Origin of the sequence: Maricaulis maris (assembly GCF_003634045.1) — a bacterium.
Lineage (GTDB): Bacteria > Pseudomonadota > Alphaproteobacteria > Caulobacterales > Maricaulaceae > Maricaulis > Maricaulis maris.
In genome coordinates this window covers 189,495-215,402 of sequence record NZ_RBIM01000007.1, presented here as the reverse complement: position 1 = coordinate 215,402, position 25,908 = coordinate 189,495, and the positions used below count along the sequence as shown (strand labels likewise).

Sequence of the window (25,908 nt, the reverse complement as noted above, 5' to 3'; positions counted from 1 at the left end):
CCCTTGCCGGGAGAAAGCCGTATCCGGTTCTTGAGCTCAAGGGGCATGCCCGCGAAGCGGCGCCTGCGGCGCCCTTGACCTCAAGAACCGGATACGGCCCGCTGGCTGACAAGGGATTTATGGGCGGTTCCGCGCGTCTTGTGCGAAAAATGGTGCGTTTCCCAATTCATCAGCGGGCCGCAGGTCAGACCCAGGCCATCCTGCGCTCCACCGCCGAGGCGGCCATGATCGAACAGGACATGGAGACCGCCCTGGAAAGCTTCCGCGCCCAGGCGGCGGGCGAGCTGTCGGAAGCGGAAAGCATTATCGCCACCCGCACCGAAATCCTCGAAAAGGCCGAGGCCCGCGCTGCCCGCCAGACCTTGCTCAGCCCGGTCGATGGCATCGTCAATGCGGTCAATGTCACCACGATCGGCGAGGTCGCCGAGCCCGGCGAGCCCGGCGAGCCGGTGGTCACCCTGGTCCCGGCCGGCCGCGAACTCTATGTCGAAGCCTACCTCCTCAACCGCGATGTCGGCTTTGTTGCGCAGGGCCAGGAGGTCCGCATCAAGCTGGAGGCCTTCCCTTCATGCGATATGGGTATCTCGATGGAATAGTTGAGCAAATTTCTCCCGACGCGATCGTTGACGAGCATAGGGGGCTTGTCTATCCTGCACGCGTCAGGGTTGTCATAAACAACATCTCAGTCAATGGAAGTGCCCCCGTTCTGGCCGCCGGCATGTCCGCCACGGTCGAAATAAAGACGGGCACACGGCGCGTGATCGCGTTTTTGCTGAGCCCGGTTTTGCGGGCCATGAACGAGGCGGGGCGGGAGCGATGAGGGGGGCGTTTTGAACCTAGTTGCCGCTTTGCTGTTCGCGCTTTGCCTTGCCACGGGCGCTGGGGCGTTGAACGGCAATCATCATGCCGCTGTTGGAGCGGAATTAACGGGAGCGCAAGGGTCGGCGCCAGCGGAGCAACGTCCCGTAGATCAATGGGGTTGGCGCCGAGTATGTCAGGCTGCTCGCGCAGGCGAAGTGTCACGGATGCGGGAACTCTTTGAAGCAATGCCTCCATCCGGTGCTTATCCACCTCTGTTTCCAATTAGCGAAGCAGAGATTTGCGCTTTCACGGCTTATGTTCGAGCCTACGAGATCGATCATGCCCACTCGATACTGCTTTCCGTTCTACAACGCGGCACGGGTCACGCTGTTGAGTTCGGTGGATCTGCATGCACTGTTCCAAATGATGATGTTGGAGCGCGTGATCGTTGGGTGCGCGGTCTCGGCGACCGGCGACTACCTATCGCTGAATACCTTCTACAGATCAGCGAACGGTACCCGGTCAATCAGGTTTCTCGGTGTCTTCGGGCGGCCACTGCGAGCGATGTGTACGGCGAGCTTAGGATGATGCGTCGCCAGCTATCGGCCGAGTTGGCGTTAGGTTCGATTGAGCTTGCAAGCCAAGTGGCGAACGAGATTATCGTCAAAGTGAACGAGTTCACTGGCTGTGATCAATACGATCTCGACGCCCCTGGCACAGGGGGGGGCTGCATTCCGCCTGGTGGCCTGTGGATAGAATGGCCGGTGGCTGAGGTGATGGGTACTGCAGGATTGACCAATGAGGATATTCAAGACTGCAGCGTTGAATTTGAAGTCGATCCATCAGGCGAAGTGCTGATGACCAGCGTCGATATCGAAGGTTGCGAGGCCGACGATCGCATTTTCTGGGCAATCGACACGGTGTTGAGGACGCGTGTTTATCTTCCAAGTGTTGTGGATGGTTGTCCCATCTCACGGCATCTGACGCTGAGTTGGCCGGAACGCCAAAGCGAATAGCGCTATAAGTGGGGACTTAGATGACTGCAGGCAATCGCACAACGCGTGTTCAACCTACACCAGAGCAGGACTTCTACCTTCGCCTGCAAGAGCTGAATCGCAATTTTCGAGGATAAATGGGGACAGGATAAATGGGGACACGTACCATTTTCCACCACAGGGTCACTCCATCATACCCCACATCCCCCGGCGCCACCGGCGCAAACCTCGCCATACATCCCTTGCCGGGAGAAAGCCGTATCCGGTTCTTGAGCTCAAGGGGCATGCCCGCGAAGCGGCGCCTGCGGCGCCCTTGACCTCAAGAACCGGATACGGCCCGCTGGCTGACAAGGGATCTATGGATCGGGCCGCGCAATGCGCCCAAGATCAATCGCCCCGATCCCGTCCAATTCGTGCCTTGCTGCCGCCGCGAGACGTCTCCAGCTTCTCCGGATCGGGGGAGACATCATGAAAAAACGCCACATCGCACTGGGCATTCTCGGCGTCGCAGGGGCGGCGCTCTATCTCAACAACGCCTCCTGGCTGGCGACGCCACAGCGCGATGTGCCCTTTTATGTCTCCCATCGCGGCGTGCACCAGACTTTCGATCCGGCGGGTGTCGGACGCGATGACTGCACCGCTGTGCTGATCGATCCGCCGCAGCATGGCTTCATCGAGAATACCTTGCCCTCGATGGCTGCCGCCTTTGCGGCCGGGGCCAGCCGGATCGAGATCGACATTCACCCGACCACGGATGGCGAGTTCGCGGTCTTCCACGACTGGACGCTGGACTGCCGGACCGATGGCTCAGGCGTGGTCCGCGAGCAATCGATGATGACACTGCGCACGCTGGATGCCGGTTATGGCTATACCGCCGATGGTGGCGAAACCTGGCCGCTGCGCGGCACGGCGGTCGGCGCCATCCCGACGCTGGGCGAAGTCCTGGAGGCTTTCCCCGAAGGGGATTTCCTGTTCAATATCAAGAGCAATGATGCCAGTGAGGCAGACCGGCTTCTCGCCTATCTTGACGCCCGCGCCGTCGACACTGACCGTCTGATTGTCTTTGCAGCGTCGCGACCGGATGCCCGGCTAGCCGAATTGCGCCCGGACCTGCGCCGGATGAGCCGGGCCCGCATTCGCGCCTGCGGTCTGTCCTACTTGGCTTGGGGATGGAGCGGACATGTTCCGGAGGTCTGCCATGATACCGTGCTGGTCCTGCCCGCCAATTATGCCCGCCTCGCCTGGGGCTGGCCGACCCGGCTGGAGACACGCATGGCCTCGGTCGGCAGTGAAGTCTGGGTGATGGGCGATCTTGACCGGGCGACGATGAACTCGACGGGGATCGACACGGTGGGGCAACGCGACGCCCTGCCGGGGCGGTTCCGGGGCGGTATCCTCACCAACCGGATCGATGCAATCGGCCCGATCATCACGGGCAATCCGTAACCGGCTGATGCGCACAACATGCAGATGTATTTCGAAACCGCTTGAAACCCGACCCCGCGAGACGATATTGACGGGATGAAATGGTCCGTGCGTCCGCACCAGACCCCTCACCGCGTGCCGGAAAATGATAGCGGATTTCGAGTTCGAACCCGACAACCGACTCTGTGTTCACAGGGGTTCAGAAAAGGTCAGTGGCGACGACCTGATGCGACTGCAGCAACGGAGTCCGTCTTGAAGGCCAGTTACCACGTCAATGTCCGGGACGGGCTCATCATCTACACAATGTCCGGAACCCTCACTTCTGAGGGTATCCTCAAGGTCTTTCGGGCGGCAATCTCGGACCCGGACTGGTCGCGCGAATTTGACATGATGTGCCTGTTCCACAATGCGGACTTTTCCGTTTTCTCATTGGAGGAGGCGGCCAGCTTCTCGAAAGCCATCCAGGCGCTCGACCCGGCGCCCGGGGAGTCGCCGCCGATCCGGTCAGCGCTGGTCTGTCCTGACGACTTGTCCAGTGCCCTGCTCACTTTCTGGGAGATGATGGGCCGGGATGAACGCCGCGCGATCGACCGGATATTCGCCACCGAGGCCGAAGCCCGTGCCTGGCTGGCAGAACCGCGCTGACCATAGCCCGGCGCCGCCCCCGCCCCAAGCGCCCCGATCATCACTTGCCAAGCCCGGCCGGCCTGGCCTAGCGTCCTATATGAACAATGTTCACTTTTTGCGGCGGGCGGGAATTCGATGCAGCTAGTCAGTGATGTGATCCTCGAAGACCAGGCGCAAACCGCGCCGCATCTGGGCATGCGATATCCGTCACTGGACGGATTTGACCTGTGGGATCCGTCGGCCTGGACCCAGGGCCATCCCCATGAATTCTTCCGTCGCATGCGCGAGACCGCCCCGGTGATGTGGTCATCGGCGGATCCGAAGCGGGCCGGTTTCTGGTCGGTGACACGCTATGAGGACATCAAGACCGTCGAACTCGCGCCGGACGTCTATTCCTCGGAACGCGGCAGCATCAACATGTTCGTCATGCCGCGTAAGGAGTGGAAACCCAAGAAGCTGATCCCGGCCGCCTTCAACTCGATCATCAATCTGGACCAGCCGCATCACATGCAGATGCGCATCCAGCAGAAGGATTTCTTCATTCCGCGCTTCGTCGAGGAATTGCGGACCCGGATCGACGTGAAAATTGACAGCCTGCTCGACGAGATGGAGCGCCAGGGTCCGGTCGTCGATTTCGTCAAACTCTTCTCCCAGGAATTGCCGCTCTACACGCTGTGCGAAATGCTCGGGATCGACGAGCCGGACCGACCCAAAATCATCCGCTGGATGCATTATCTGGAACTGGCAAACCAGTATTTCGTCAATCCGTGGAGCCTGTTGTCGCGGCGGCCCTGGTTCCCGATCAAATTCTACCATTACGTCAACGAGATGTTCGCCTATGGCGAGCGCGTCATGGCCGAGCGCCGGATCAATCCGCGCAAGGACTTGATGACGGCGATTGCCAATACACAAATGGCCGGCAAGCCCCTGCCCCAGGAATATCTCGACGGGTCCTGGTTGCTGATCATCTTTGCCGGCAATGACACGACCCGCAATTCGCTGTCGGGTACCATCCGCCTGATGACCCAGTTCGAGGATCAACGTCAGAAAGTGTTGGCGGACCCGGAACTTGTCCCGGCGATGTCGAACGAGGCGCTGCGCATGATTTCGCCGGTCCAGCACATGCGCCGGACCGCACTGGCCGATACCGAGCTCAATGGCCAGCGCATCGCCAAGGACGAGAAAGTCATCCTCTGGTATCCCGCTGCCAACCGGGACCCGGAGGTCTTCGCCGATCCTGACCGTTTCGACCTGACGCGCGAGAATGTCGACAAGCATATTGCCTTCGGACACGGGCCGCACAAATGCCTCGGCAATCGCATCGCCCAGATGCAGTTGCAATCGGCGTTCAGGAAGATATTCGAGCGCTTTCCGAACATTGCCTGGACCGGTCGGCAGACCATTGCGCCGAACACGCTGGTCCATGCGATCTCAAGCCTCGAGGTCAATCTTTACGGCCTGGGCAAGGATCGCCCGACGCAGGTCCGCACCGGCCGCTGATCGCCGGCTGCGAGCCGGTGTTATGCGGCGCGACCGCCACTGCGCTTCATCGTAACGAAGGTTTCCGCCTCGAGCTTCCATTGGCCCTCAACGCAGCGCCATTTGGCGAAATAGCGCCCGGAATAACGGATGGCGAAACCGTCAGTCGACCAGGCGCCTTTCCAGCGGCCGGTCTCGGCGGCCAGCTGGCTGTCCTCACAGACCTCGATGCGGGACGGGGTGCGGACATAGCTGACATCCGGCATCTGGCTGAAAATGGATGACCAGGCCTCCAGCTGGGCGTCCCGGCCGGTGATCAATTGCGCCTCGTCACCGGGGATCAGGACGACCTCCTCGACCAGCACGTCCGCGATCGCCTTGAGTGATCGTGCCTCCAGCGCGGCGTTGAAACCGGCGCGCGCCGCTGCGATGGCGCGGGCCGCCGGTTTGTCGCCCAAGAGCTGGATGTCCGACTTGGCCGATTTGCGCATCAGCCGGCCAGCGTATCGCGGATGGCCTTGATGCCGTCCTCGGCCCTGGCACCGTCCGGACCACCGGCCTGGGCGAAATCGGGCCGGCCACCGCCGCCCTTGCCACCAACTGCTGCCGCGCCGACCTTCACGAGGTCGACCGCACCAAACCGGTCCCTGAGATCATCCGTGACGCCGACCGCCAGCGCCGCCTTGCCCTCATTGACACCGATGAAGGCAGCGATGCCGGACCCCATCTGCGCCTTGGCTTCGTCGATCAGGCCGCGTAAATCCTTGCCGCCGACCCCCTCAACCACCCGGCCGATGAAGTTGATGCCATTGACCACCTCCGGTCCGGCCGGAGCCCCGGCCGCGCCGCCACCCATGGCCAATTGCTTCTTGGCTTCGGCGAGCTGACGTTCGAGCTTCTTGCGGTCCTCCATCAGGCTGACCACCCGGCCGGCAAGGTCGCCGGTGGGGATTTTCAGGGCATCGGCGGCGGCGCGGCCAAAGCCGATCTGCTCTTCCATGTACAGGCGTGCGCCCTCGGCGGTCATCGCTTCGAGACGACGGATACCCGACGAAACCGCGCCTTCGGAAACGATCTTGAACAGGGCGATATCGCCGGTGCGCGCAACATGGGTGCCGCCACACAATTCCACAGAATAGGGTTTTTCATGATCCGCCAGAGCCTGCCCCATGGTCAGGACGCGAACCTTGTCGCCGTATTTCTCGCCAAACAGCGCCAGGGCACCGGCCTCGATGGCGGCGTCCGGCGTCATTTCACGGGTTGAGACCTCGACATTCTGCCGAATGACCGCATTGACCTGCGCCTCGATGGCCGCGAGCTGTTCTGCCGTGATGGCCTTGTTGTGCGAGAAGTCAAAGCGCAGCCTCTCGGGTCCGACATGCGATCCCTTCTGGGTGACATGACCGCCGAGCACATCGCGCAGGGCAGCATGGACCAAATGCGTGGCCGAGTGATTGGCGCGAATGGCGGCCCGGCGTGGGGCATCGGCATCCAGCGCCGCACTGTCGCCGAGCGTGATCTCGCCCTTGGTGAGAACACCGATATGGGCGTGCAGGTCACCGCCGCGCCTTTGCGTGTCCTCGACCGTGAAGACGGCGCCGTCATCAAACCGGATTTCGCCGCTATCGCCGCACTGGCCACCGCTTTCGCCGTAAAACGGGGTCTGGTCGAACACCAGTTCGCCGCGTTGGCCGGTGCCGAGCGCCTCGGCGTCCTGGCCGCCGGATACAATCGCCAACAGACGACCCTGGCCACCGGTGCCGGCATAGCCGGTGAATACGGTCGGCCCCGCCTTGTCGCGGACCTGGAACCAGACCGCATCCGGCGCGGCATCACCGGAGGAAAATTTACTGGCCCGGGCATCAGCGCGCTGTTTGGCCATCGCGGTATCGAAACCGGCCTCGTCAACCGTCATGCCCTTGGCGCGCAGCGCGTCCTGCGTCAGGTCGAGGGGAAAACCGTAGGTGTCGTAGAGTTTGAAGGCGGTCGCGCCGGCCAGGGCATCACCCTCGGCCATGTCAGCGGTCGCCTCTTCGAGCAGGGAAAGACCGCGGCCCAGCGTGCGCTGGAAACGCTCTTCCTCGACCTGCAGGGTTTCTTCCAGCAGCGGCTGGGCGCGCACCAATTCAGGATAGGCGTCGCCCATCTCGGTCTTCAGCGCCTCGACAAGCCGCCACATGACCGGTTCGCTGGCACCGAGCAAATGAGCGTGGCGCATGGCGCGACGCATGATCCGGCGCAGCACATAGCCACGGCCTTCATTGGACGGGCTGACCCCGTCGGCCATCAGGAAGCAGGTCGAGCGCAAATGGTCGGCGATGACACGATGGCTGGCCAGGGCATCGCCGGTCGCCTTCACACCCAGAACGTCCTCGCCGGCGGCGATCAGGCTGCGGAACAGATCGGTGTCGTAATTATTGTGCTTGCCCTGCAGGATGGCGGCGATGCGCTCAAGACCCATGCCGGTGTCGATCGAGGGTTTGGGCAGGTCGATGCGCTCATCCGGACCGAGCTGCTCGAACTGCATGAAGACGAGGTTCCAGATCTCGATGAAACGATCACCATCCTCGTCCGGCGAGCCGGGCGGGCCACCGGCGACACCGGGACCGTGATCAAAGAAGATTTCCGAACACGGGCCACACGGGCCGGTATCGCCCATCGACCAGAAATTGTCGGACGTGGCGATGCCGATAATGCGCTCGTCCGGCAGGCCGGCGATTTTGCGCCACAGCGCCCGCGCCTCGTCATCCTCGGCATAGACAGTGACCAGAAGCTTGTCGGCCGGAAGCGCGAATTCCTGGGTGACCAGCTGCCAGGCATGGGCAATCGCCTCTTCCTTGAAATAATCGCCGAAGGAGAAATTCCCCAGCATTTCAAAGAAGGTGTGGTGGCGGGCGGTATAGCCGACATTGTCGAGATCATTATGCTTGCCGCCGGCCCGAACGCATTTCTGCGACGAGGTGGCGCGCGGCGTGGCGCGTCTTTCCTGACCGGTGAAGGCGTTCTTGAACGGCACCATGCCGGCATTGACGAACAACAGCGTCGGATCGTCCTGCGGCACGAGCGGGGCCGATTGAACCACCTCGTGCTCATGCTTGGCGAAATAGTCGAGGAAAGTCGCACGGATGTCGCGCAGGCTGGCCATGATGTCCGATCCCGTCGGCTGGAGTGTCGCGCGCCGGCCCGAAGGACTGGCACAAACCGGTTTCTGTAGACTGACATATAGAAACGGGTGCCCGGCCTAGCCAAGCACCCGTTCACAATCAAGCTGCGATTCTTCGGCAAGTGCGGCGGACGGGCAAGCTGCCGTGTTCCCGCCCGACTCACCTCAACCCGGCAGAAACCGACCGAATTCGACCAACGTCACGACAAACAGCATCAAAACCATGGGCAGGACCAAGTACATCATCAGGATGCGGACCACGCCCCGCATGAGAAAGCGGATCCAGGTCTGGCTTGGGGGTTTGAGCGTGTTCAGCCAATAACCCGCCAGTACCAGCCAGCTGGTCATGGAAACCAGAGCCAGCATGGCGCCACCAAGCACCCCCAGAAACCCGAACACCATGTCCACCAGCAACAACGCCAGAGAGACAAGCGCCAGAAGAGCAATATTCTGGCGAAAAATTGAATTGCCGGACGTGTGCGGGTGTCGGTCCATGATCAAGACCCTACACCGCACACATCATCCAACAAGCCTGCGCTTGGACTGCCCGATATCGTAGCGCTCCGACCCCGCTACCCCGCTGCGGCGTCTTCCTCGGGCAGATCGGGACCAGTGAGCATCTCGTCAGCGATCAGGCCGGCATTGGCGCGCACCTTGGCTTCGATCTCACTGGCAATATCCGGATTGCCGAGCATGAATTGGCGGGCATTCTCACGCCCCTGACCAATCCGTTCGGAATTATAGGAATACCAGGAGCCGGACTTCTCGATCACATCGCCCTTGACGCCGAGATCGATGAGCTCGCCCATCTTGGAAATACCCTCACCGTAGAGAATGTCGAACTCGACTTCGCGGAAAGGCGGCGCGACCTTGTTCTTGACGACTTTGACCCGGGTCTGGTTGCCGATCACTTCGTCGCGATTCTTGATCGCGCCGATGCGCCGGATGTCGAGACGGACCGAGGAATAGAATTTCAGCGCATTGCCGCCGGTCGTCGTTTCCGGCGAGCCGAACATGACGCCGATCTTCATGCGGATCTGGTTGATGAAGATCACCAGGCATTTCGACTTCGAGATCGAGCCGGTCAACTTGCGCAGCGCCTGGCTCATCAAGCGGGCCTGAAGGCCGGGAAGGCTGTCGCCCATCTCACCTTCCAGCTCGGCCCGCGGCGTCAGAGCGGCCACGGAGTCGATGACCAGAATGTCGACGGCGCCGGACCGGACCAGCGTGTCGGCAATTTCCAATGCCTGTTCACCGGCATCGGGCTGTGACACCAGAAGCTCGCCGACATCGACACCCAGCTTGCCGGCATAGACCGGGTCGAGCGCATGTTCGGCATCAACGAAAGCGGCAACCCCGCCCGCTTTCTGGGCTTCCGCCACGGTATGCAGGGCGAGCGTCGTCTTGCCGGAACTCTCCGGACCGTAAATCTCGATGATCCGGCCCTTGGGCAGTCCGCCAATGCCCAGCGCGATATCCAAGCCCAGCGAACCGGTCGAGATCGCCTCGATCTCCATGGCCGGTTTCTGGCCCAGCTTCATGACCGAACCCTTGCCGAAGGCCTTGTCGATCTGGCTCAGCGCCGCCTCGATCGCCTTTTCCTTGTCCATGTTCTTTTCGTTTTTCACGAGTCGAATCGCGCCCTTGCTCATAGCCTTCATCCCTTATTTCACGCCCCTCAGGTATGGGCAACCGAGCACCGATGTACCAAGTTTGTTCCGGGAACACAAGCGGAACATCTATGGTTAACAAAACGGAACAAATCCCGATCGACTGTCACAATTGAGTATTTGAAATCCGGACACCGCCCCCCTAACTTGATCAGATGACGGATATCGCTCGCCTTATCGGATCATTCTTCAAACCGCTCCGCGCGGCCGTCGTCCCGGTCGCCCTCCTGGCGCCGGCTTTGGTGAGCTGCAGCCAACCCTCTGAAACGCCGCCGGCCGAACCCGACACGCTGGCCGTGATTCGCGAACGCGGCGAACTGGTCGTGCTGACCCTGGCAGGCCCGACCAGCTATGAAGCCGGACCGGACGGGCCAACGGGCTATGAAGTGGATCTGGCCCGCGCCTTCGCCGACAGTCTCGGTGTCACAGCGCGTTTCGAAGTCGCCGACTCCATCCCCGACCTGCTCAACGCGCTGACCGCAGGCGCAGGGCATCTCGCCGCTGCCGGCCTGACCCAGACCACGGAACGATCAGCGCTCCTGGCCTTCGCGCCGGCGTATAAATCAGTGACCGAGCAACTGGTCTGCCGCCGTGACGGCCCGACACCGACCCGCCGCAACGCGCTGGCCGACACCGATATCCTGGTGCTTGAAGGGTCGAGTTACGAGGAGACATTGCGGACCCTGCAGGCCACACTGCCCGCGCTTCGCTGGCGGACCATGCCGGCCGGCTCCGCCATGCCGCTGCTGGACGCGGTCGAGCGCGGCGATGCCGACTGTACCGTCGCCGATTCCCACTTGACGGACTTCGCGCGGCGACGCCATCCCGAACTGGTCGTGGCGCAAAACCTGAGCAATGAGCAACCGCTCGCCTGGGCCTATGATGCGCGGGTGGACGGCCTTGCCCCCGCCCTCACCGCCTGGTTCGCCGAAGCCCATGACAACGGGCTTCTGGAAGCCCTCGACGAGACCTGGTTCGGTCAATTCGGTGATTATGACTATGTCGACATCGCCCGCTTTGTCCGCCGGGTCGACAACCGCCTACCGCGATACCGGCGCTGGTTCGAGGCGGCGGCCGAGGACCTGCCCTTCGAATGGGACTTGCTGGCGGCTCAGGCCTATCAGGAATCGCATTGGGATCCGGAGGCGGTCAGCGCCACCGGGGTGCGCGGCCTGATGATGCTGACCCTGTCGACTGCGGAGCGTGTGGGTATTGAAGACCGCACCGATCCGCTTCAGAGCATTCGCGGCGGCGCGGCCTATCTGGATGACCTGTATGCCCGGGTGCCCGATGGCGTGGTCGGCGAGGACCGGCTGTGGTTCGCGCTCGCCGCCTACAATGTCGGCATGGGCCACATGTATGATGCCCGCCGGCTGGCGGAGCGTCTCGGCCGCGACAAGAATAGCTGGGATGACCTCGCCGAGACCCTGCCCCTGCTCTCCGATCCGCAATATTACTCGACGCTGCGCTATGGCTATGCCCGCGGCCACGAGCCGGTGCGCTATGTCGCCAAGATCCGCGAATACCGGGCCATGCTGGCGGCCCAAGGCCTCTGATCGCGGCCGCTGGTTTCGGTCCACAAGCAACGCCGCCAAGGAAAAGGGACGCGACCAGCCGGACGCGCCCCTTTTCCTGTGACCTTGAATTGGTCGGTTCGGCCTAACGGCGGCGACGCGCCACGCGATCGATCTCGGCCTGCACCTTTTCATCAACGATGGACGGCAGATTGGCGTCGAGCCATTCCTTCAGCATCGGACGCAGCAGGGCCCGGACAACGCCTTCCAGCGTGCGGCCTTCCTCGTCGGAGATGCGGATATTCTCGGCCAAGGTGTGGAAGGACCCCATGGCGGCGGCGGCGGCCGGCTCACTCATGATGCCGTCGGCGGTCTCGTCGGCGAGGGCGTCGAAATCGATTTCGGGCTCAGGCTCGGGCTCGGCCATCACCGGCTCGTCCTCAATCGCCTCCTCGCGATCAACGATCATCAGATCGTCATCAACCGCCATCGGCTCGGTGCCTTCGTCAAGATCATCGACGCGCTCGGTAAGCTCCAGCACGTCCCCGGCACCTTCATCGGCGGCCGGCTCGTCGAACAGGGCATCGACATCATCCTGGCTCTTTGGAGCCTCGTCGGCGGCCTCGGCCTCGGCTTCCGCCGGTGCATCATCATCGTCTTCATTGATGATGCGGCGGATCGAGGAGAGGATTTCCTCCATCGACGGTTCGTTTTCAGCGGCATCGGCCATGAGCGCCCAAGTCCTTGTCTTCGGTCTGCGTCGTCGGTCAGCGTGTCGGCTTCCCGTATTACGCGAATAAACCGGGCCGGAACTCGCCTGTCCAGCCCGCGACTCTGCGAAAACCCTAGTCCCAGGGCGTTAAGTCAAGGTTAGGGAAACGCGATTCGCGCGAATCTCCTGCAGCCGCATCATAGATTTCCACGTCCAGACCGAGACTCGTCGCCGAGGCCAGCCCCATTGCCTGCAACAAGCGATAGCCAGCCACGAAGCTGTCGCGCTCGGCAGTCACGAAGGTCAGGCGTGATTCCAGCAATTCCTGCTCGGCATTGAGGACGTCCAGCGTCGTGCGGATGCCGACAAAGGCTTCCTGCTGCACGCCGTCGAGCGCAATCTCGTTGGCTCGCACGGCCTGACGGCTCGATTCGATCACGGCCAGCGAGGCGACATAGGAATACCAGGCATTGGTCACCGCCTCGGTCACCTGGCGCCGGGCGTCACGGACCTGAAAGCGGGCCTGTTCTTCCTGGGCGACCGCCGCGCGCACGCGCGACCGGTTGAGGCCACCGGTAAACAGCGGCACCGAGACCTGGCCCATGATGGAGGCGCTGTCGCGGACATCGCCGGAAAAACTCGAATCACGCGCCGATGACGCCGACGCGGTCAGCGAGACTTCCGGACGCAACGCGCCGCGGGCGATCCGGATCGCGTGCTGGGCGGCTTCTTCGCTATAACGGGCCGCCAGCAATTGCGGGCTGTTGTCAAAGGCATATTCGGCGGCGTCGGCGAGGTTGTCGGGCAAGGCCGGCAGCGCCGGGGGTTCGCTCAGCGAGGCCGCCGGCTGGCCGGTCACGCGCTCATAGGCGGCGCGGCTGGCGGCCAGCTGGGCCTGGGCGGCGGAAAGCTGGGTCTGGGCCAGCGACAGGCGGGCCTCGGCTTGCGACACGTCGGTGCGGGTGATCTCGCCGACTTCGAAACGATCACGCGCCGCGCGCAATTGCTGGGCGAGGACTTCGACATTGTTCTGGCGGATCTCGACGACATTGCTGTCCCGGCGCACATCCATGAAGGCTGTCACTGCGCTGACGAGCACGGTCTGCTCGGTGGCGCGCAAGTTCTCGCGGCCGGCCATGACGACGGCAGTCGCCTGGTCGATGGCGCCATCAATCCGGCCGCCGCGATAGATCGGCTGACTGGCCGACAGGCCGTAATTCTTCGGTGTCGAGTCGGAGTCGAAGCTGTTGGTGGTATTGTTGACTTGGGAAAAGCTTTCGCCTTCCGAGTGGTTGCGCGAAATCGAGGCGGACGCCGAGACGGTCGGCAAGCGCGCCGCCCGGGCCTGGACCCGACCCTCATCGGTGGCGCGAAGCCGCGCCCGTTCCGCCTGCAAGGTCGGGTTGGAGTTGTAAGCCAGCGCCAGCGTCTCTTCGAGAGTCTGCGCCTGGCTGGCACCGGCAAGCGCCAGCGCCGATGCACCGGCGGCCAATACGAGCGCCAAATTCTTCAATCGCGACATTACGAACCCCTCTTGCAGCGCCGAAACCGTGTCCGCCGCCTCGCCTCATACTAACGCGTCATCGCACCCGATCCAGTCTTGCCGACCGGACACGGGCTATTTCTGCTCACGCGCATACCACGTCAGCATATAGGCACGCCATGATTAAAAGTGAACACTGTTCACTCTGATATTTCCGTAATAATCCGGCTGTCTGCCGCGCCAACTGGCAGCCGGGATACACGGCAATGTCGGTGTGAAACGGATGAGACCACCGATTCCGTTCCCGCCAAGCCTGAAAAATTCAGAGTACGAAGCCGGCCTCGGCCTGAAAACCAGCCAAGGGGGCGACATTGGCGTCGAACACGACGCGCTCTCCGATACCCGCAGCCGAGCGCGTGAAGATGGTTGCCTTGCCGATCGGTCCACGGCGGATAACCGCCGCCAGCCGACCGCCCGGCGCCAATTGGTCGAGCCAGGCCTGCGGCACGGCATCGACGGCGCCATTGACGACGATCACGTCGAACGGGCCCTGTTTGGCAACACCGGCAGCGAGATCGCCTTCGATCACCACCGCATTGTCGGCGCCGACATCAGACAGCAGGCCGGAGGCGCGGGACAGGCTGTCCTCGTCGGATTCCAGCCCGACAACCGTGCCGGCCATGCGCGCCAGAACCGCCGTGGAATAACCGCGGGCACAGGCGATATCGAGAACCAGCTCATCCGGCTGGATATCGGCAGCATGGACCAGTTTGGCAAAATCGCGTGGCCGCATCAGCGTGCGCGCCTCACCGACCGGGACCTGCCCATCGGAATAGGCTGAAGCGCGCCGAGCCCGCGGCACGAAGACATGGCGGGGAATGTCGAGGAAGGCGGCGATCAGACGCCGGTCGGTGACATCGGACGGACGGATCTGGCAATCGACCATCTGCTTTCGCGCCGTTTCGAATTCGCTCACGAGGCTCTCCCTGACCAGGCCCTGTTGGGATACGGTTCGGCGCTGATATATCCCGGCATCACGCGGTGCCGCAAGCACGCCACTGCGCGCGCGTCGAATTGCCTCGCATCGTGCCAACGCAAGGCCGGACCCGGCCGACCTGCGGTAAAGCTGAGAAAGCCGGATTGCTCGCGCCGCGCGACAGCGCTATAGCTCCCGGCTCGCAAGGCGTGGCACCGTGGCGGAGTGGTGACGCAGCGGATTGCAAATCCGTGTACCCCGGTTCGATTCCGGGCGGTGCCTCCAACCCTTCAGCGAATTTCCCTTACCCGTAATCGGTTAGCCTGGCACCCGAATGTCAGCCTTCATTGGCCTGGCGGCCGGTCGGCACCCCGGCCTTGTCGAGCTCGGCGTCGAGCTTTCCAACCAAAAAGAAGCCATACATCCGATAGTCGGCGATCAGCGACCACAGCGGATAGGTGAAGGTGGCCGGCTTGTTGCGCTCGACAAAGGCATGGCTGACCCAGGCAAAGAAATAGCCGGACACCGGCACGGCCAGCAGCAGCCACCAGGTCTGCGAGACGAGCGCATAAATCAGAACCGCGATCGCCAGGGTCGAGCCGACGAAGTGCCAGGTCCGCGTCCACGGCTTGGCGTGTTCACGCAGATAAAAGGGCCAGAATGATTCGAATGTAGCGTGGTCGCGCATGGTCAACTCCGGTGATTCGCCCGCCGAATCAGTAACACGGCGGTTTGCCGCCCCAAAAACAGGCAAAATCATGGTGAATGAAACCTGCGCAGTTATCCACGCATTTCCATGATTCCATTAGGAATTCGGCAAGGACGATAAACCAATTCCCTAATTCTCCCGTTCCCGTTAACCCGGCCTTAAGGGTTCGGAGGCGAATTTGAATGCGTCTTCCCGTGAAGACACCCCACCATCCACCCAATGCCTTTTCGGGAGCCTCTGCGGCTCCCGATTTTTTTTGCACACAGTTTGCGCTTCTTGCGCAGCAGAGTGCTTGCGCGGCGCGGCGAAGCTCTGATAAAAGCCGGGCCTCGCTTGAGAGACGGTATTCCTCGGTAGCTCAGTTGGTAGAGCAGGTGACTGTTAATCACCGGGTCGGCGGTTCGAGCCCGTCCCGAGGAGCCACTCTCAAGAGACCCCCCTTCCCATCACGGCTGGACGCCCTTCGGGGCTGTAGCTATGCATGACGCTCGGCAGCGCTGGGGATGGATGTGACCGAATTCAACTTGGCAGCGATTGCCGCGAGCGTCGGCGTTCTCGGCCTGGCGATTGCGGGCTCGCTCTCGGTCTATCGCGACGTCATTGTCCGGATGTTGTCCGCGAGCCTTTTCAGTGAACTGGATGCCCGCCAGACCGAACGGATCATCCTCGCCTTGATTATATCCCTGCTGGTTGTCGCGCTGGCGAGCATCAGTGCCGCGGTCGTCGTTCAGTTGTGGCCCAAAGAGCAAGGCGTCATCGCCGAGCCTGCGGACCCCTCAAACCTGGATCGTCCGGAAGGCATCCTGTCCGCGAGTCAGCTACACGACGTTGCCAACAATCGATGCCTGTTGTTCACCTATGATCGCAGCACCCTGTTCGAATTGCCCGGCGCCATCGCGGAACGCATGCTCGAAGACCTGATCTACGACACCGCGCCCCCGACCTACCGCCCGATAACGATTATCGGTCAGACACACTCGCGCCTCGACCGCTCGACGCCCGCAATGGACAAGGTCGGGTTGATGCTCCGCCGTGCCGCGACCGGGACGGCCTATCTGGTAGACCGGTTCGGCTACCCGGCTTCGTCGATCAACCAGACGACCGGGGATCCGAGGGCCGATGCACAGGAGTTCGGACCGTATTTCTGCGGTGCACGGATTGTCGTGAACTGAACCAGCAAGTCCCACCCTACTCCAGCCGCGCGTCCAGCGCCCGGGCCGCCTCGAAAAACCTGCCCCGCAACTCACCCGCATAAGGGTTGTGACGCTCGATGGCGCGGAAGAGTTCGTCGCTGTCACCGGCGACCAGATCGGCCGCCTGTTTCAACAAGTCATAGCTGCGCGTCGTATAGGGCGCTGCCGGCAGGTCGAGATCGGTGATGACCTTGGACACCAGATGAGTCAGCGCCTGGACGCTGGCCATGGTGCGGTCATGGGTATCAGCGTCGGAGATATGAACATCCAGACGCAGATCATCGCGCAGGAACCCGGCGACGCAGGCCGGATCAACGCCCGGTTCCGGACACAGCACGATGGATTGCCCGCCCAGCCCGTCGGCCGCACTTTGCGGCCCGAACAGGGGGTGCGTGCCGAGTATGCGTGTCCCGGCCGGCAAATGCGCGCGCATGGCGGCCATCGGCTTGAGCTTGACCGACGCGACGTCAAGCACCAGCGCTCCGGGCGACAAGAACGGAGCGACCTGTTGGCAGAGTTCGGCGATCAATTGAACCGGCACCGCGAGAATGACGACGGGCCGCGATGCCGCCTCGACGAGCGGCACACAGGCCACACCGTCCATCGCGGCGACCGCCGGATCATGAGCGACAAGATCGAGATGTGGCGAAAGATGGGTCGCGGCAAGTCGTCCGAATGCGCCCAGACCGATAAGACCGACCTGCGCCATCAGTAACGCGGCTCGGGATGGGTGCGGATAGCGACCGGTTCGAGATAGGCGAAATCACCGCTACGAGGGGCGACGCGATAGTCCACGGTGGCGGATGTCTCGCCGCGATGATCGGTGCACTGCACAGAGATCGAATAGACGTCACCCTGCCAGGCCGCGTCGAACACCAGCGGCGCAGCGCAATCATCGACCATGGCGATCGCGCTGGCGAGGGCTGCGGCAGAGTTCCCCTGACGCAGGACGGCGCGCATGTCCGGCAGGACCGGGTAACCCTCCGCATCAACGCCCGGATCCGCCAACGCCTCACCCGGCATGCCGGGCTGGGCCATCGCGGACGCGGCCAACACCACACCTGACGCCAATGCCACCAAAACCGTCTTCATGCCGGACTCCCTGACTATGCCCCGGGCAGTTGAGCCTGTTTCAGCCGCTCGCGATAGTCGGCGATCCGCCTGTCGATGCGGGGCACACCGCGCCAGACCCGATACAGCATGTAGATTGCCGAGCCGCTGACCATCCCGGCGGCAAAGCGATAGATCACCACCAGCCAGGAAATCACGGCATTGTCCGGATTATTGCTGACCGGGGTCAGCCCCAAACGAAACACCTCGGGGATGTCCGCCAAGGCGCCGCGGAAGACCTGGTCGGCAAGGAAGATGACGACATCGCCGACCGCTGCCACCGGTTCGCCCTCGCCGATCACGATCGGCGCCGCGTAATCCGGCAATAACCAGTCGTGTTGCCAGACCGCCATGAAGACGACGGCGCCGGGCAGGATCATCCCCAGCACCAGCAAAAGACCGAGCGCCCGCCAGACGCCATGAACAACCTCATCGCGCCGCGCCTCGAACCAGTCAATCCGGCGCTGGATTCTGGCCGGCTTTTTCGGCACCGGACCCGGCAAGCGCAGATCACTGTCCAACTCGGCGGCGCTGACGCTGCGCAACAGGTTGAGTTGCCGCCGCGCAAACCAGAGACTGGCCCCGAAGACCAGCGCCAACGCGATCCACGCATAAATGCGTTGCGCCTCGGTCGAGGTCACGACCATCCCGAAGCCGCTGGCCCGGAAAGCCTGCCACCCCTCCACAATCATATCCATGAGACGCCCCCGCGCTGCTGCCGCCAGACTAGGCGGGCGGTGCGCAAAGACAATGCCTGATCGGGCGCAGTCCGGCCTATTCAGCGATATCCGCGACCAGGGTCGTTGCCGCCGACACCGCCTCGCTCTGGCGCCGCCACATATCGGCATAGAGGCCGCCACGGGCGAGCAGTTCGTCATGCGTGCCGGCTTCGGCCACGCGTCCGCCATCGAGCACGAAAATCCGGTCGGCACCGGCAATGGTTGAGAGGCGGTGGGCGACGGCGATCGTGGTGCGGCCTTCGGCGGCGTCGGCCAGAGCCGCCTGGACCTCACCCTCGGTCTGGCTGTCAAGCGCCGAGGTGGCTTCGTCGAGAATCAGCACGGCCGGATCCTTGAGAATGGCACGCGCGACGCCGACGCGCTGTTTCTCGCCGCCGGACAGTTTCAACCCGCGCTCGCCGACCCGCGTCTCCAGCCCGTCCGGCAGGCCGCGCACGAAATCAGCCAGGTGGGCGCGTTCGAGCACCGCCATGATCTCGGCCTCGCTGGCCTCCGGCTTGCCGTAGATCACATTGGCGCGCAGCGTATCATTGAATAGGACGACGTCCTGCGGCACCAGGCCGAGCGCCTCACGCAGGCTGGTCTGGGCGATGCCGCGCAGGTCCTGCCCGTCGATCAGCACCCGCCCCTGCTCGGGATCGTAAAAGCGGAAAAGCAACCGCAGCACGGTCGACTTGCCAGCCCCGGACGGACCGCAAATGCCGACGAAACTGCCGGCCGGGATATCCATCGATACGCCGCCCAGCGAGCGCGAGCGGCCATCATGGGTGAAGCCGACATCCTCGAACCTCACCGCCCCGCCGGACAGGACCAGCGGCTGCGCATCAGCGCTGTCGGCGACATCGGGCTTGAGCGCCAGCGTCTCGTAGACCCGCTCCATATCGACCGCGCCCTGCTTGATCTCGCGATAGGCCCAGCCAAGAATGTTGAGCGGCTGGTAGATATTCATCAGGACCAGCGTCACTGCTGCCACGTCACCGGCCATGAGCACGCCGTTATAGGCTTTCCAGCCAGCCGTGAGCGCCATCGCCAGAAGGCCGGCATTCATCACCAGCGCCTGCAGCCCGTTGAGCAAGGCGAGCGAGGATTGCGACTTGGCCGCCGCCCCGGCATAGCGGGTCATCGCGTCATTATAGGCGTCACTTTCGCGTTCCTCGGCGGCGAAAGCCTTCACCGTCTCGAAATTGATCAACCCGTCCACGGCGCGGGCCGAGGCTTCATTGTCAGCATCATTCATCTGCCGACGAATGCCGACACGCCACTCGGTCAGCGACCAGGTGAGCCCCATATAGACGGCGATGGTGACCACCGCGATCACGGCGAATTCCCAGCCGTATTTGACACTCAGAGCGATGGCGGCGAGCGTCAGCTCGAACAGGGTCGGCGCGATGTTGAAGATCAGGAAGCGCATCAGGAAATCGACGGCGCGGGCACCGCGCTCAATGATGCGCTGCAGGGCGCCGGTGCGCTTGGTCTGATGATAACCGATCGACAGGCTCTGGACATGCGCAAAAGCGCGAACCGCGGTCAGGCGCTGGGCGTCCTGGCTGACCGGGGCAAACATCGCGTCGCGCAATTGCGGCGCCCCGACCGACAGGAAGCGGGCCACGGCATAAGCGATGAAGGCCAGTGAGAAGGTTGTGAGCAAGCCCGGCCACAGCGTGCTGCCCTGCCCGCCGCCCGAAGCCGGGGCGCCTCCGGTCGCGTCGACGATCAGGTTGATCCCGTCACCAAACAGGATCGGAGCCGCCACCGAGAACAGTTTGGCGATGATGGTGAGGACCAGTGCCACCCCCATGCGAAACCGCCATTTGGCCATGTCCGGCGAAGCCAACAGCGCGAACAGGCGCCACATGGTGATACCCAAAGCGCCTTTCGGCGCCTGCTTGGCGTCTTCCGCATTGTCGGGAGTTGTCGGTCTCATTGTGGGCAGAGATAGGGCGTCGGTGACGCAAGCGCCAGTGGGGAGGACTGAGACAGGCAATCAGACGCCATCGCCGCCCATCAACACGTCACGCAACACGTCATCCGACGCAGATCACGCAGCGAGCATCCGCAGGATAGCGGTGACATGTACTGGAAACGGCGCCACTCGAAAACCCGCGCGGTCGCGCAGAGAGCCCCATACAACTCTTGCCGGGAGTTCGCCTCAGGGGTTCAGCCGCGTCAAGGTGCATGCCCGCGTTGCGGCGCCGAAGGCGACCTTGACGCGGCTGACCCCCTGAGGCCCGTTCGCTGGCATGAGATGAATGAATGCCTCCGCGCTAACACGCAGCCCATCGACATTCCGCGGGCGCTGTCCACGCTTCACAATCATGGCAAAGGACCGTCAACCCGGCCTCAAAACGCCCGCCCCTACCCGTCTTCCGTCGGCGCCTCGAGCACCTGGCCGGGATAGATCAGGTCCGGATCACGGATCTGTTCGCGATTGGCCTCGTAGATCACGGTATACTGGACGCCTTCGCCATAGAGACGCCGCGCCAGTCGCCACAGCGAATTGCCGGGCTGCACGACGACCGAATTGGGACCCATGTTGAGGTCTTCGGCGGCAACGCGTTCAAACGGCAGCACGATGACGGCGCTGACATGACCATCCTCGTCGACCTGGTCGATCTGGAGATCGTAGATGCCGGGCGCCAGCAAGGCGCCGGCCTGCAAGGTCCAGCGACCATCGCGGCCGACCGTGGTCTGGCCGACCTGGGCGCCATTGGCATAGATGCGCACCGTCGTGCCGGCTTCGGCACGGCCGGAAAAGATCACGGCGCCGGTCTCGTCATAATCGACGGTTTCCAGAACCAGCGGCCCCATTTCACCGGTCGAGCAGGACGGGCATTGCCAGACACGACTGGCCTCGCCGGGGCGTCCGACGACGACCAACGGGGTCGGGCCGCGCTGTTCAGGTATGGAAACGACAACGACCTGTTCCGAGCGCAGCTGGCGTCCATCGCTGGCGGTCATCAGCAAGGACAGCTCGACCGCACCGGAGGGCAGCGGGTCGTTGAGAATGATGACCCACTCGCCGCGCTCATTGATAGTCATCGCGTCGGTGCGGGACCCGGCATCTTCGAACTCGATGGCGATGTCGTTTGCCAGAAGCTGAATTGAGGCACCCGGCTCGCCGCGACCGGCGATCACCGCGGTCCCGGCCGGGGCGACGCGGACGATGTCGAAAACCGGGGCAGCCAGCATGGCAGCACTCGGATCGGGCTGTGTCGTCGTGCCAGCGGGAGACACCGGATTGCCGACGGTCGGCGCAGGCGCCCCGTCATCCTGGACAGCCGGACGATACATGATGAAAGCCAGCGCGGCGGCAATCGCCAGCGCGGCAAGGGCTGCAGCGATGATAAACGACCGCGTGGCGGTCATGGCGGCTCTCCCGTCGTCAATTGGGCTGGACACGAATATGTGCTCCGGCATACCGGAACTGGATGCAAACCTCGCGCCGTCAGCCTTCGGCGAATAGCATCCCGATCCGATAAAGCAAATATGAGTGATGTCACGATGGCGAAACTAAGGTCGATTGGTGTCTTCTGCGGATCACGTATGGGTGAACGCGAAACCTATGCAAACGCCGCCGAGGCCGTCGGCCGTGCGATCGCCCGGGCCGACTGCCGGCTGGTCTATGGTGGCGGTGATGTCGGGCTGATGGGCATCGCCGCCTCGACCGCGGCCGCTGAAGGCGGGTCGGTCTACGGCATCATCCCCGGCTTCCTGATTGCCCGCGAAGGCCATCTTGACGGTGTCGATATCAAGATTGTCGAAACGATGAGCGAGCGCAAAAGCCAGCTCATTGCCGAAAGCGACGCCTATATCATCCTGCCCGGCGGCACCGGCACGCTGGAGGAGGTGTTCGACGTCATCTCGCGGCAACAGCTCGGCCTGCACGACAAGCCGATCGTCTTTCTCAACACGGAAGGCTTCTGGTCGCCCTTCATCGAGCTGATCGCCCATACGGTGCGCGAGGGCTTCACGCCGCAATCCCTCGCCGACCATGTTGACCTGATCGATGATGCCAAGGTCGCGATCGCGCGCATCATCGCCCAGCTCGACGCGAAGGACGCGACGACGACCGGCAAGGCGGACTGATCAGTCCGCCTCCCCGTTCGGGTCAAACACCGCTTCGATCGTGAGATCAAAGGCACCGGCCAGCGCAAAGGCGAGTGTCAGCGACGGGTCATGCTTGCCGGTCTCGACGGCATTGATGGCCTGCCGCGACACCCCGACCCGTTCACCCAGCTCGGCCTGGCTCCAGCGCCGCTCGGCGCGCAGGACGCGGAGACGGTTCCTCACCGGTACACCACGTATTTCTGGAAACAACCTGCCAGGCCCCACAGCCCGATCATCACCGGAAAGACCCAGATCAACGGAATGGTCGGCAGGTCCAGCGCGCCCTCCAGAAACCCGTAGGCGAAACTGGCAAAGCCGGTCAGCAAGGCGGCAATGATCATCGCTTCGGCCAGCATGCGTTGCTTGAATTCGTCAAGCGAGCGGTAAAACACCATCACAACCCACAGGGCCGCCAGTCCGGGCAGGACCGGCAAGAGTGCGACCGCGCCGCGCAGGACCGGTGCCATTTCGACGCTTTGCAGCAGATGGACCGAGCCGAACAGGGCGGCCATGTAGAGCACCATCGTGGCGCTGAACCGCACCGTGTATTGCCGTGCATTCTTGTTCATCACCGCCTCCTATCGTGTTGTGGCAAGGACATCGACCAGCACCGCCTGGAAGGCGTCCGGCTGGTCCAGCATGATGAAGTGCCGCGACCCGTCGATCCGGCGCAGCTCATGATCGGCGAGCGCACCATATTGATCCGCATACAGGGATTCGAGCTGGGCGGGGCTGACCGGCATGCCCTCGCTGGTCGCAAAGAGGATGGTGACCGGTGCTGAAACCCGCGGCAGGACAGGACTGAAATCCGTCCCCATCACCTCGCCCATCGCCGCTGCGACGACGGACTGGTCGGCCTGCTCCATCCAACCCATCACCTGCGCCTGACCGTCAGCCGTGATCGACTGGACCGCCAGCCCCTGCCGCGACATGGCGAGAAACTGCTCGCGCGGCGCCGCCGCCATCTGGCCCGACATGCCAGCGGCATAGGCGGCGGCCTGGTCGGTTGTGATAGCCGGGTTGAACAGGCGGGCAAAGAAGGGCGCGCTGTCGACAACGATGACCGCATCGACCCGGTCCGGCAGTTCAGCCGCGACCTGCAGGGCGATCTGGGCGCCCATTGAGTGGCCGATCAGAACGGCGCCCTCACCCCCCTCGCTTTCAAGCCAGGTGGTCAGGTCAGCGATGGCGCCGCCGACCACCCCCGCCTCGCCGCGCGGCACGGCGGGGACGTCGCCGAATCCGGCCAGGGTCACGACATGGGCATCCACATCATCGCCCAGCGCCGCGACCGTATCGGCCCAGACCTCACCCGGCGTCGCCAGGCCCGGGACCAGAATGACATCCCGGCCGGCCGGTGAACCAAACCGCTCAATCTGCACCGATCCGGACATGACCCCGTCCGGTCCCTGGCCGTCGGCCTGCCCGGCGGTTGCGCCAACTACAATCGCGACAGCAATGGCAATCCATCCGCCGATACTCATCTTCCCGCTACCACAAGGCTTCATTGCTTGCTCCATCAGCTCTACATGACTTAGTGTCATGCATACCTGACACTCAAGAGCGCGAGTGTCAAGTGATCCTGACAAATTGAAATACAAACATGTCAGATTGTCAGGAGCGCGTGCGGCGGCACGCTCTCATTCTGGTTGTCATCCCTGATGAACGCCCGGCGAAGGCCGGGCGAAAGTCAGGGACCTATATGTGGCAGATAGTTCGGTCCCCGCCTTGCGTCCGGCCTGCGCCGGACATTCAGCGGGGATGACAAGACGCGTGAAAGCGCTGACCGAGCCGGATGGGCTAAGCCGTCTCACCCGCCAGGCGCTTGAGCACTTTCTCGCGGCCGATCAGCGGCAGCAATACCGCCATTTCCGGACCACGCTCGGCACCGGTCAGCATCTGGCGCAGCGGCATGAAGAGCATCTTGCCCTTGCGGCCGGTGGCCTCTTTGAGCGTGTTCGTCCAGGCCGACCAGCTCTCACTGTCCAGCACACCAGCTGGCAGATGCTGCGCGGCGGCGGCGGCATAATCCGCGTCTTCGATCACCGGAGTGACCGGACCGTCGATCAGCACGGCCCAGGCCTTGGCATCGGCGAGGGTTTCCAGATTGGGACGCACGGCTTCCCAAACGGCTTCACCCTTGTCGGCTCCCAGCGCGGCCAGCTTCGGCTGGGCGTCGGCATAGGGCATGGCGTGCAGCAGCTTGGCGTTCACGCGTTTTAATTCTTCATCGTCAAAGCGGGCCGGCGAGCGTGACAGCTTGCCCAGGTCAAAGCCTTCCAGAATGCCCTCGACATCGGCAAACGCCTCGACCGGATCCGAAGTGCCGATGCGGGCCAGCAGCGACATGATCGCCATCGGCTCCAGCCCATCAACATCGCGCAGATCGGCAATCCCCAAGGACCCCGTCCGCTTGGACAGCTTGCCGCCATCGGCGCCGACCAGCAGCGCCTGATGACCGAAGATCGGGGCCTTGCCGCCGAGCGCCTCGAAAATCTCGATCTGGGCGCCGGAATTGGTGGTGTGGTCCTCGCCGCGGATGATGTGGGTGATCTCCGACTCGATATCATCCAGCACGCTGGGCAGGGTGTAGAGATAGGACCCGTCCTCGCGGATCAGGATCGGGTCGGACAGGGAGGAGGTCTCGATCGCGACATGGCCGCGCACCATGTCGTCCCACTCCACCGGATTGCCCGACAGCTTGAACCGCCAGTGCGGCTTGCGCCCCTCGGCCTCGAAAGCAGCTTTCTCGGCGTCGGTCAGGTCCAGGGCGGCGCGGTCATAGACCGGCGGCCGGCCATTGGCCATTTGCAGGCGGCGCTTGCGATCGAGATCCTCGCCGGTCTCATAGCAGGGATAGAGCAGACCCTTGGCTTTCAAGGTCTCGGCGGCGGCCTCATAGCGGTCAAACCGGTCCGACTGCTTGAACGTCTCGTCCCAGGAAATGCCCAGCCAGGTCAGGTCGGCGCGAATACCGTCCTCATAGGCCTGGGTCGAGCGCTCAACATCGGTATCGTCGATGCGCAGCACAAAAGTGCCGCCGGCCTTGCGCGCGAACAGATAGTTGAAGATCGCGGTGCGGACATTGCCGACATGAAGCTTGCCGGTCGGGCTGGGCGCAAAACGGACTTTGGTCATCGACGTGGAGCCTCACTGAGTTTGAGGCGCAGGGCTTAGCGCTGTCAGGGCAAAGGGGCAAGCGGG

At 63.1% G+C, this 25,908-nt stretch carries 25 protein-coding genes and 2 tRNA genes; 10 read left to right on the top strand and 17 right to left on the bottom strand.

Annotated elements, in window-relative coordinates; genetic code table 11:
• The 5 genes from C7435_RS15010 to C7435_RS14985 form a co-directional block, all read left to right on the top strand.
• A partial coding sequence (locus tag C7435_RS15010; protein ID WP_233350800.1) for an HlyD family secretion protein occupies positions 1 to 596 on the top strand: 596 nt, incomplete at its 5' end.
• Positions 597 to 1,025: 429 nt separating this feature from the next.
• Positions 1,026 to 1,817, top strand: coding sequence for a hypothetical protein (locus C7435_RS17030; RefSeq protein ID WP_147422723.1), 792 nt, complete (start codon positions 1,026 to 1,028; stop codon positions 1,815 to 1,817).
• A 447-nt stretch (positions 1,818 to 2,264) separates the two neighbouring features.
• Positions 2,265 to 3,242 carry a glycerophosphodiester phosphodiesterase family protein gene (locus tag C7435_RS14995; protein ID WP_121212307.1) on the top strand — a complete coding sequence of 326 codons (978 nt, stop codon included), beginning with the start codon at positions 2,265 to 2,267 and terminating at the stop codon, positions 3,240 to 3,242.
• Positions 3,243 to 3,473: 231 nt separating this feature from the next.
• A complete protein-coding gene (locus tag C7435_RS14990) occupies positions 3,474 to 3,866 on the top strand; it encodes a hypothetical protein (protein ID WP_121212306.1) in 393 nt (130 codons plus the stop codon).
• 117 nt (positions 3,867 to 3,983) lie between these two features.
• Positions 3,984 to 5,348 carry a cytochrome P450 gene (locus C7435_RS14985; RefSeq protein WP_121212305.1) on the top strand — a complete coding sequence of 455 codons (1,365 nt, stop codon included), beginning with the start codon at positions 3,984 to 3,986 and terminating at the stop codon, positions 5,346 to 5,348.
• A gap of 20 nt (positions 5,349 to 5,368) precedes the next feature.
• Here C7435_RS14985 and C7435_RS14980 read toward each other — a convergent pair whose 3' ends face one another.
• The 4 genes from C7435_RS14980 to recA all read right to left on the bottom strand — a co-directional run bounded on the left by C7435_RS14980 (position 5,369) and on the right by recA (position 10,142).
• A complete protein-coding gene (locus C7435_RS14980; RefSeq protein ID WP_075190950.1) occupies positions 5,369 to 5,818 on the bottom strand; it encodes a nuclear transport factor 2 family protein in 450 nt (149 codons plus the stop codon).
• The gene (gene alaS / locus C7435_RS14975; protein WP_121212304.1) at positions 5,818 to 8,472 is read right to left on the bottom strand and encodes an alanine--tRNA ligase; all 2,655 of its coding nucleotides are present in this window, start codon (positions 8,470 to 8,472) and stop codon (positions 5,818 to 5,820) included. The genes C7435_RS14980 and alaS overlap by 1 nt, the downstream gene beginning before the upstream one ends.
• Positions 8,473 to 8,655: 183 nt before the next feature.
• The gene (locus tag C7435_RS14970) at positions 8,656 to 8,985 is read right to left on the bottom strand and encodes a hypothetical protein (RefSeq protein WP_075190952.1); all 330 of its coding nucleotides are present in this window, start codon (positions 8,983 to 8,985) and stop codon (positions 8,656 to 8,658) included.
• 77 nt (positions 8,986 to 9,062) lie between these two features.
• Complete coding sequence (gene recA / locus C7435_RS14965) at positions 9,063 to 10,142, bottom strand: recombinase RecA (protein ID WP_075190953.1); 1,080 nt, start codon at positions 10,140 to 10,142, stop codon at positions 9,063 to 9,065.
• Between the two features lie 173 nt (positions 10,143 to 10,315).
• Between recA and mltF the strand changes: the two genes are divergently transcribed.
• Positions 10,316 to 11,716 carry a membrane-bound lytic murein transglycosylase MltF gene (gene mltF / locus C7435_RS14960; protein ID WP_121212303.1) on the top strand — a complete coding sequence of 467 codons (1,401 nt, stop codon included), beginning with the start codon at positions 10,316 to 10,318 and terminating at the stop codon, positions 11,714 to 11,716.
• 103 nt (positions 11,717 to 11,819) lie between these two features.
• On the opposite strand, the gene C7435_RS14955 is transcribed toward mltF, so the two are convergent.
• The 3 genes from C7435_RS14955 to C7435_RS14945 form a co-directional block, all read right to left on the bottom strand.
• Positions 11,820 to 12,404: a DUF2497 domain-containing protein gene (locus tag C7435_RS14955; protein ID WP_075190955.1), complete on the bottom strand. Its 585-nt coding sequence runs from the start codon at positions 12,402 to 12,404 to the stop codon at positions 11,820 to 11,822.
• A gap of 115 nt (positions 12,405 to 12,519) precedes the next feature.
• Complete coding sequence (locus C7435_RS14950; protein ID WP_121212302.1) at positions 12,520 to 13,908, bottom strand: TolC family outer membrane protein; 1,389 nt, start codon at positions 13,906 to 13,908, stop codon at positions 12,520 to 12,522.
• A gap of 283 nt (positions 13,909 to 14,191) precedes the next feature.
• Positions 14,192 to 14,845: a protein-L-isoaspartate O-methyltransferase family protein gene (locus tag C7435_RS14945; protein ID WP_199288366.1), complete on the bottom strand. Its 654-nt coding sequence runs from the start codon at positions 14,843 to 14,845 to the stop codon at positions 14,192 to 14,194.
• A gap of 211 nt (positions 14,846 to 15,056) precedes the next feature.
• On the opposite strand from C7435_RS14945, the gene C7435_RS14940 reads away from it, so the two are divergent.
• A tRNA-Cys gene (locus C7435_RS14940) sits at positions 15,057 to 15,130 on the top strand.
• A 52-nt stretch (positions 15,131 to 15,182) separates the two neighbouring features.
• Here C7435_RS14940 and C7435_RS14935 read toward each other — a convergent pair.
• The gene (locus C7435_RS14935) at positions 15,183 to 15,533 is read right to left on the bottom strand and encodes an Mpo1-like protein (protein WP_075190957.1); all 351 of its coding nucleotides are present in this window, start codon (positions 15,531 to 15,533) and stop codon (positions 15,183 to 15,185) included.
• Positions 15,534 to 15,901: 368 nt separating this feature from the next.
• On the opposite strand from C7435_RS14935, the gene C7435_RS14930 reads away from it, so the two are divergent.
• Together C7435_RS14930 and C7435_RS14925 are read left to right on the top strand one after the other, a co-directional pair.
• Positions 15,902 to 15,977: transfer RNA gene (locus tag C7435_RS14930), tRNA-Asn, on the top strand.
• A gap of 86 nt (positions 15,978 to 16,063) precedes the next feature.
• Entirely contained in the window at positions 16,064 to 16,726 is a 663-nt protein-coding gene (locus tag C7435_RS14925) for a hypothetical protein (RefSeq protein ID WP_147422722.1), read from the top strand.
• Positions 16,727 to 16,742: 16 nt separating this feature from the next.
• Here the strand turns inward: C7435_RS14925 and C7435_RS14920 are convergent, their stop codons facing one another.
• The 5 genes from C7435_RS14920 to C7435_RS14900 all read right to left on the bottom strand — a co-directional run bounded on the left by C7435_RS14920 (position 16,743) and on the right by C7435_RS14900 (position 21,963).
• Positions 16,743 to 17,456 (bottom strand): prephenate dehydrogenase, encoded by a 714-nt coding sequence (locus tag C7435_RS14920; protein ID WP_121212300.1) that lies wholly within the window; start codon positions 17,454 to 17,456, stop codon positions 16,743 to 16,745.
• A complete protein-coding gene (locus C7435_RS14915; protein ID WP_147422721.1) occupies positions 17,456 to 17,839 on the bottom strand; it encodes a hypothetical protein in 384 nt (127 codons plus the stop codon). The genes C7435_RS14920 and C7435_RS14915 overlap by 1 nt, the downstream gene beginning before the upstream one ends.
• Before the next feature lie 14 nt (positions 17,840 to 17,853).
• Positions 17,854 to 18,555 carry a hypothetical protein gene (locus tag C7435_RS14910; protein WP_147422720.1) on the bottom strand — a complete coding sequence of 234 codons (702 nt, stop codon included), beginning with the start codon at positions 18,553 to 18,555 and terminating at the stop codon, positions 17,854 to 17,856.
• A gap of 76 nt (positions 18,556 to 18,631) precedes the next feature.
• The gene (locus C7435_RS14905) at positions 18,632 to 20,521 is read right to left on the bottom strand and encodes an ABCB family ABC transporter ATP-binding protein/permease (protein WP_233350799.1); all 1,890 of its coding nucleotides are present in this window, start codon (positions 20,519 to 20,521) and stop codon (positions 18,632 to 18,634) included.
• Between the two features lie 431 nt (positions 20,522 to 20,952).
• Positions 20,953 to 21,963 carry a LysM peptidoglycan-binding domain-containing protein gene (locus C7435_RS14900; protein WP_075190962.1) on the bottom strand — a complete coding sequence of 337 codons (1,011 nt, stop codon included), beginning with the start codon at positions 21,961 to 21,963 and terminating at the stop codon, positions 20,953 to 20,955.
• A 120-nt stretch (positions 21,964 to 22,083) separates the two neighbouring features.
• On the opposite strand from C7435_RS14900, the gene C7435_RS14895 reads away from it, so the two are divergent.
• A complete protein-coding gene (locus tag C7435_RS14895) occupies positions 22,084 to 22,683 on the top strand; it encodes an LOG family protein (protein ID WP_325048662.1) in 600 nt (199 codons plus the stop codon).
• Here the strand turns inward: C7435_RS14895 and C7435_RS14890 are convergent, their stop codons facing one another.
• The 4 genes from C7435_RS14890 to gltX all read right to left on the bottom strand — a co-directional run bounded on the left by C7435_RS14890 (position 22,684) and on the right by gltX (position 25,842).
• The gene (locus tag C7435_RS14890) at positions 22,684 to 22,887 is read right to left on the bottom strand and encodes a helix-turn-helix transcriptional regulator (protein ID WP_075190963.1); all 204 of its coding nucleotides are present in this window, start codon (positions 22,885 to 22,887) and stop codon (positions 22,684 to 22,686) included. It abuts the gene before it with no gap.
• On the bottom strand, positions 22,884 to 23,273 hold the full coding sequence (locus tag C7435_RS14885; RefSeq protein WP_121212296.1) for a hypothetical protein: 390 nt from the start codon (positions 23,271 to 23,273) through the stop codon (positions 22,884 to 22,886). The genes C7435_RS14890 and C7435_RS14885 overlap by 4 nt, the downstream gene beginning before the upstream one ends.
• Positions 23,274 to 23,282: 9 nt before the next feature.
• Positions 23,283 to 24,188: an alpha/beta fold hydrolase gene (locus C7435_RS14880; protein ID WP_170150493.1), complete on the bottom strand. Its 906-nt coding sequence runs from the start codon at positions 24,186 to 24,188 to the stop codon at positions 23,283 to 23,285.
• A 316-nt stretch (positions 24,189 to 24,504) separates the two neighbouring features.
• Positions 24,505 to 25,842 carry a glutamate--tRNA ligase gene (gltX, locus tag C7435_RS14875; protein ID WP_121212294.1) on the bottom strand — a complete coding sequence of 446 codons (1,338 nt, stop codon included), beginning with the start codon at positions 25,840 to 25,842 and terminating at the stop codon, positions 24,505 to 24,507.
• Positions 25,843 to 25,908: the final 66 nt, after the last annotated feature.

Coding starts and splice junctions, on each gene's coding strand:
- C7435_RS14910 (WP_147422720.1), bottom strand. CDS start 18,555: ATGGATATGATTGTGGAGGGGTGGCAGGCTTTCCGGGCCAGCGGCTTC.
- C7435_RS14895 (WP_325048662.1), top strand. CDS start 22,084: ATGAGTGATGTCACGATGGCGAAACTAAGGTCGATTGGTGTCTTCTGC.
- C7435_RS14950 (WP_121212302.1), bottom strand. CDS start 13,908: ATGTCGCGATTGAAGAATTTGGCGCTCGTATTGGCCGCCGGTGCATCG.
- C7435_RS14880 (WP_170150493.1), bottom strand. CDS start 24,188: ATGAGTATCGGCGGATGGATTGCCATTGCTGTCGCGATTGTAGTTGGC.
- C7435_RS14915 (WP_147422721.1), bottom strand. CDS start 17,839: ATGAAGACGGTTTTGGTGGCATTGGCGTCAGGTGTGGTGTTGGCCGCG.
- C7435_RS14980 (WP_075190950.1), bottom strand. CDS start 5,818: ATGCGCAAATCGGCCAAGTCGGACATCCAGCTCTTGGGCGACAAACCG.
- C7435_RS14955 (WP_075190955.1), bottom strand. CDS start 12,404: ATGGCCGATGCCGCTGAAAACGAACCGTCGATGGAGGAAATCCTCTCC.
- C7435_RS14900 (WP_075190962.1), bottom strand. CDS start 21,963: ATGACCGCCACGCGGTCGTTTATCATCGCTGCAGCCCTTGCCGCGCTG.
- C7435_RS17030 (WP_147422723.1), top strand. CDS start 1,026: ATGCGGGAACTCTTTGAAGCAATGCCTCCATCCGGTGCTTATCCACCT.
- C7435_RS14935 (WP_075190957.1), bottom strand. CDS start 15,533: ATGCGCGACCACGCTACATTCGAATCATTCTGGCCCTTTTATCTGCGT.
- recA (WP_075190953.1), bottom strand. CDS start 10,142: ATGAGCAAGGGCGCGATTCGACTCGTGAAAAACGAAAAGAACATGGAC.
- alaS (WP_121212304.1), bottom strand. CDS start 8,472: ATGGCCAGCCTGCGCGACATCCGTGCGACTTTCCTCGACTATTTCGCC.
- C7435_RS14885 (WP_121212296.1), bottom strand. CDS start 23,273: ATGAACAAGAATGCACGGCAATACACGGTGCGGTTCAGCGCCACGATG.
- C7435_RS14920 (WP_121212300.1), bottom strand. CDS start 17,456: ATGGCGCAGGTCGGTCTTATCGGTCTGGGCGCATTCGGACGACTTGCC.
- gltX (WP_121212294.1), bottom strand. CDS start 25,842: ATGACCAAAGTCCGTTTTGCGCCCAGCCCGACCGGCAAGCTTCATGTC.
- C7435_RS14995 (WP_121212307.1), top strand. CDS start 2,265: ATGAAAAAACGCCACATCGCACTGGGCATTCTCGGCGTCGCAGGGGCG.
- C7435_RS14985 (WP_121212305.1), top strand. CDS start 3,984: ATGCAGCTAGTCAGTGATGTGATCCTCGAAGACCAGGCGCAAACCGCG.
- C7435_RS14905 (WP_233350799.1), bottom strand. CDS start 20,521: ATGAGACCGACAACTCCCGACAATGCGGAAGACGCCAAGCAGGCGCCG.
- C7435_RS14970 (WP_075190952.1), bottom strand. CDS start 8,985: ATGGACCGACACCCGCACACGTCCGGCAATTCAATTTTTCGCCAGAAT.
- mltF (WP_121212303.1), top strand. CDS start 10,316: ATGACGGATATCGCTCGCCTTATCGGATCATTCTTCAAACCGCTCCGC.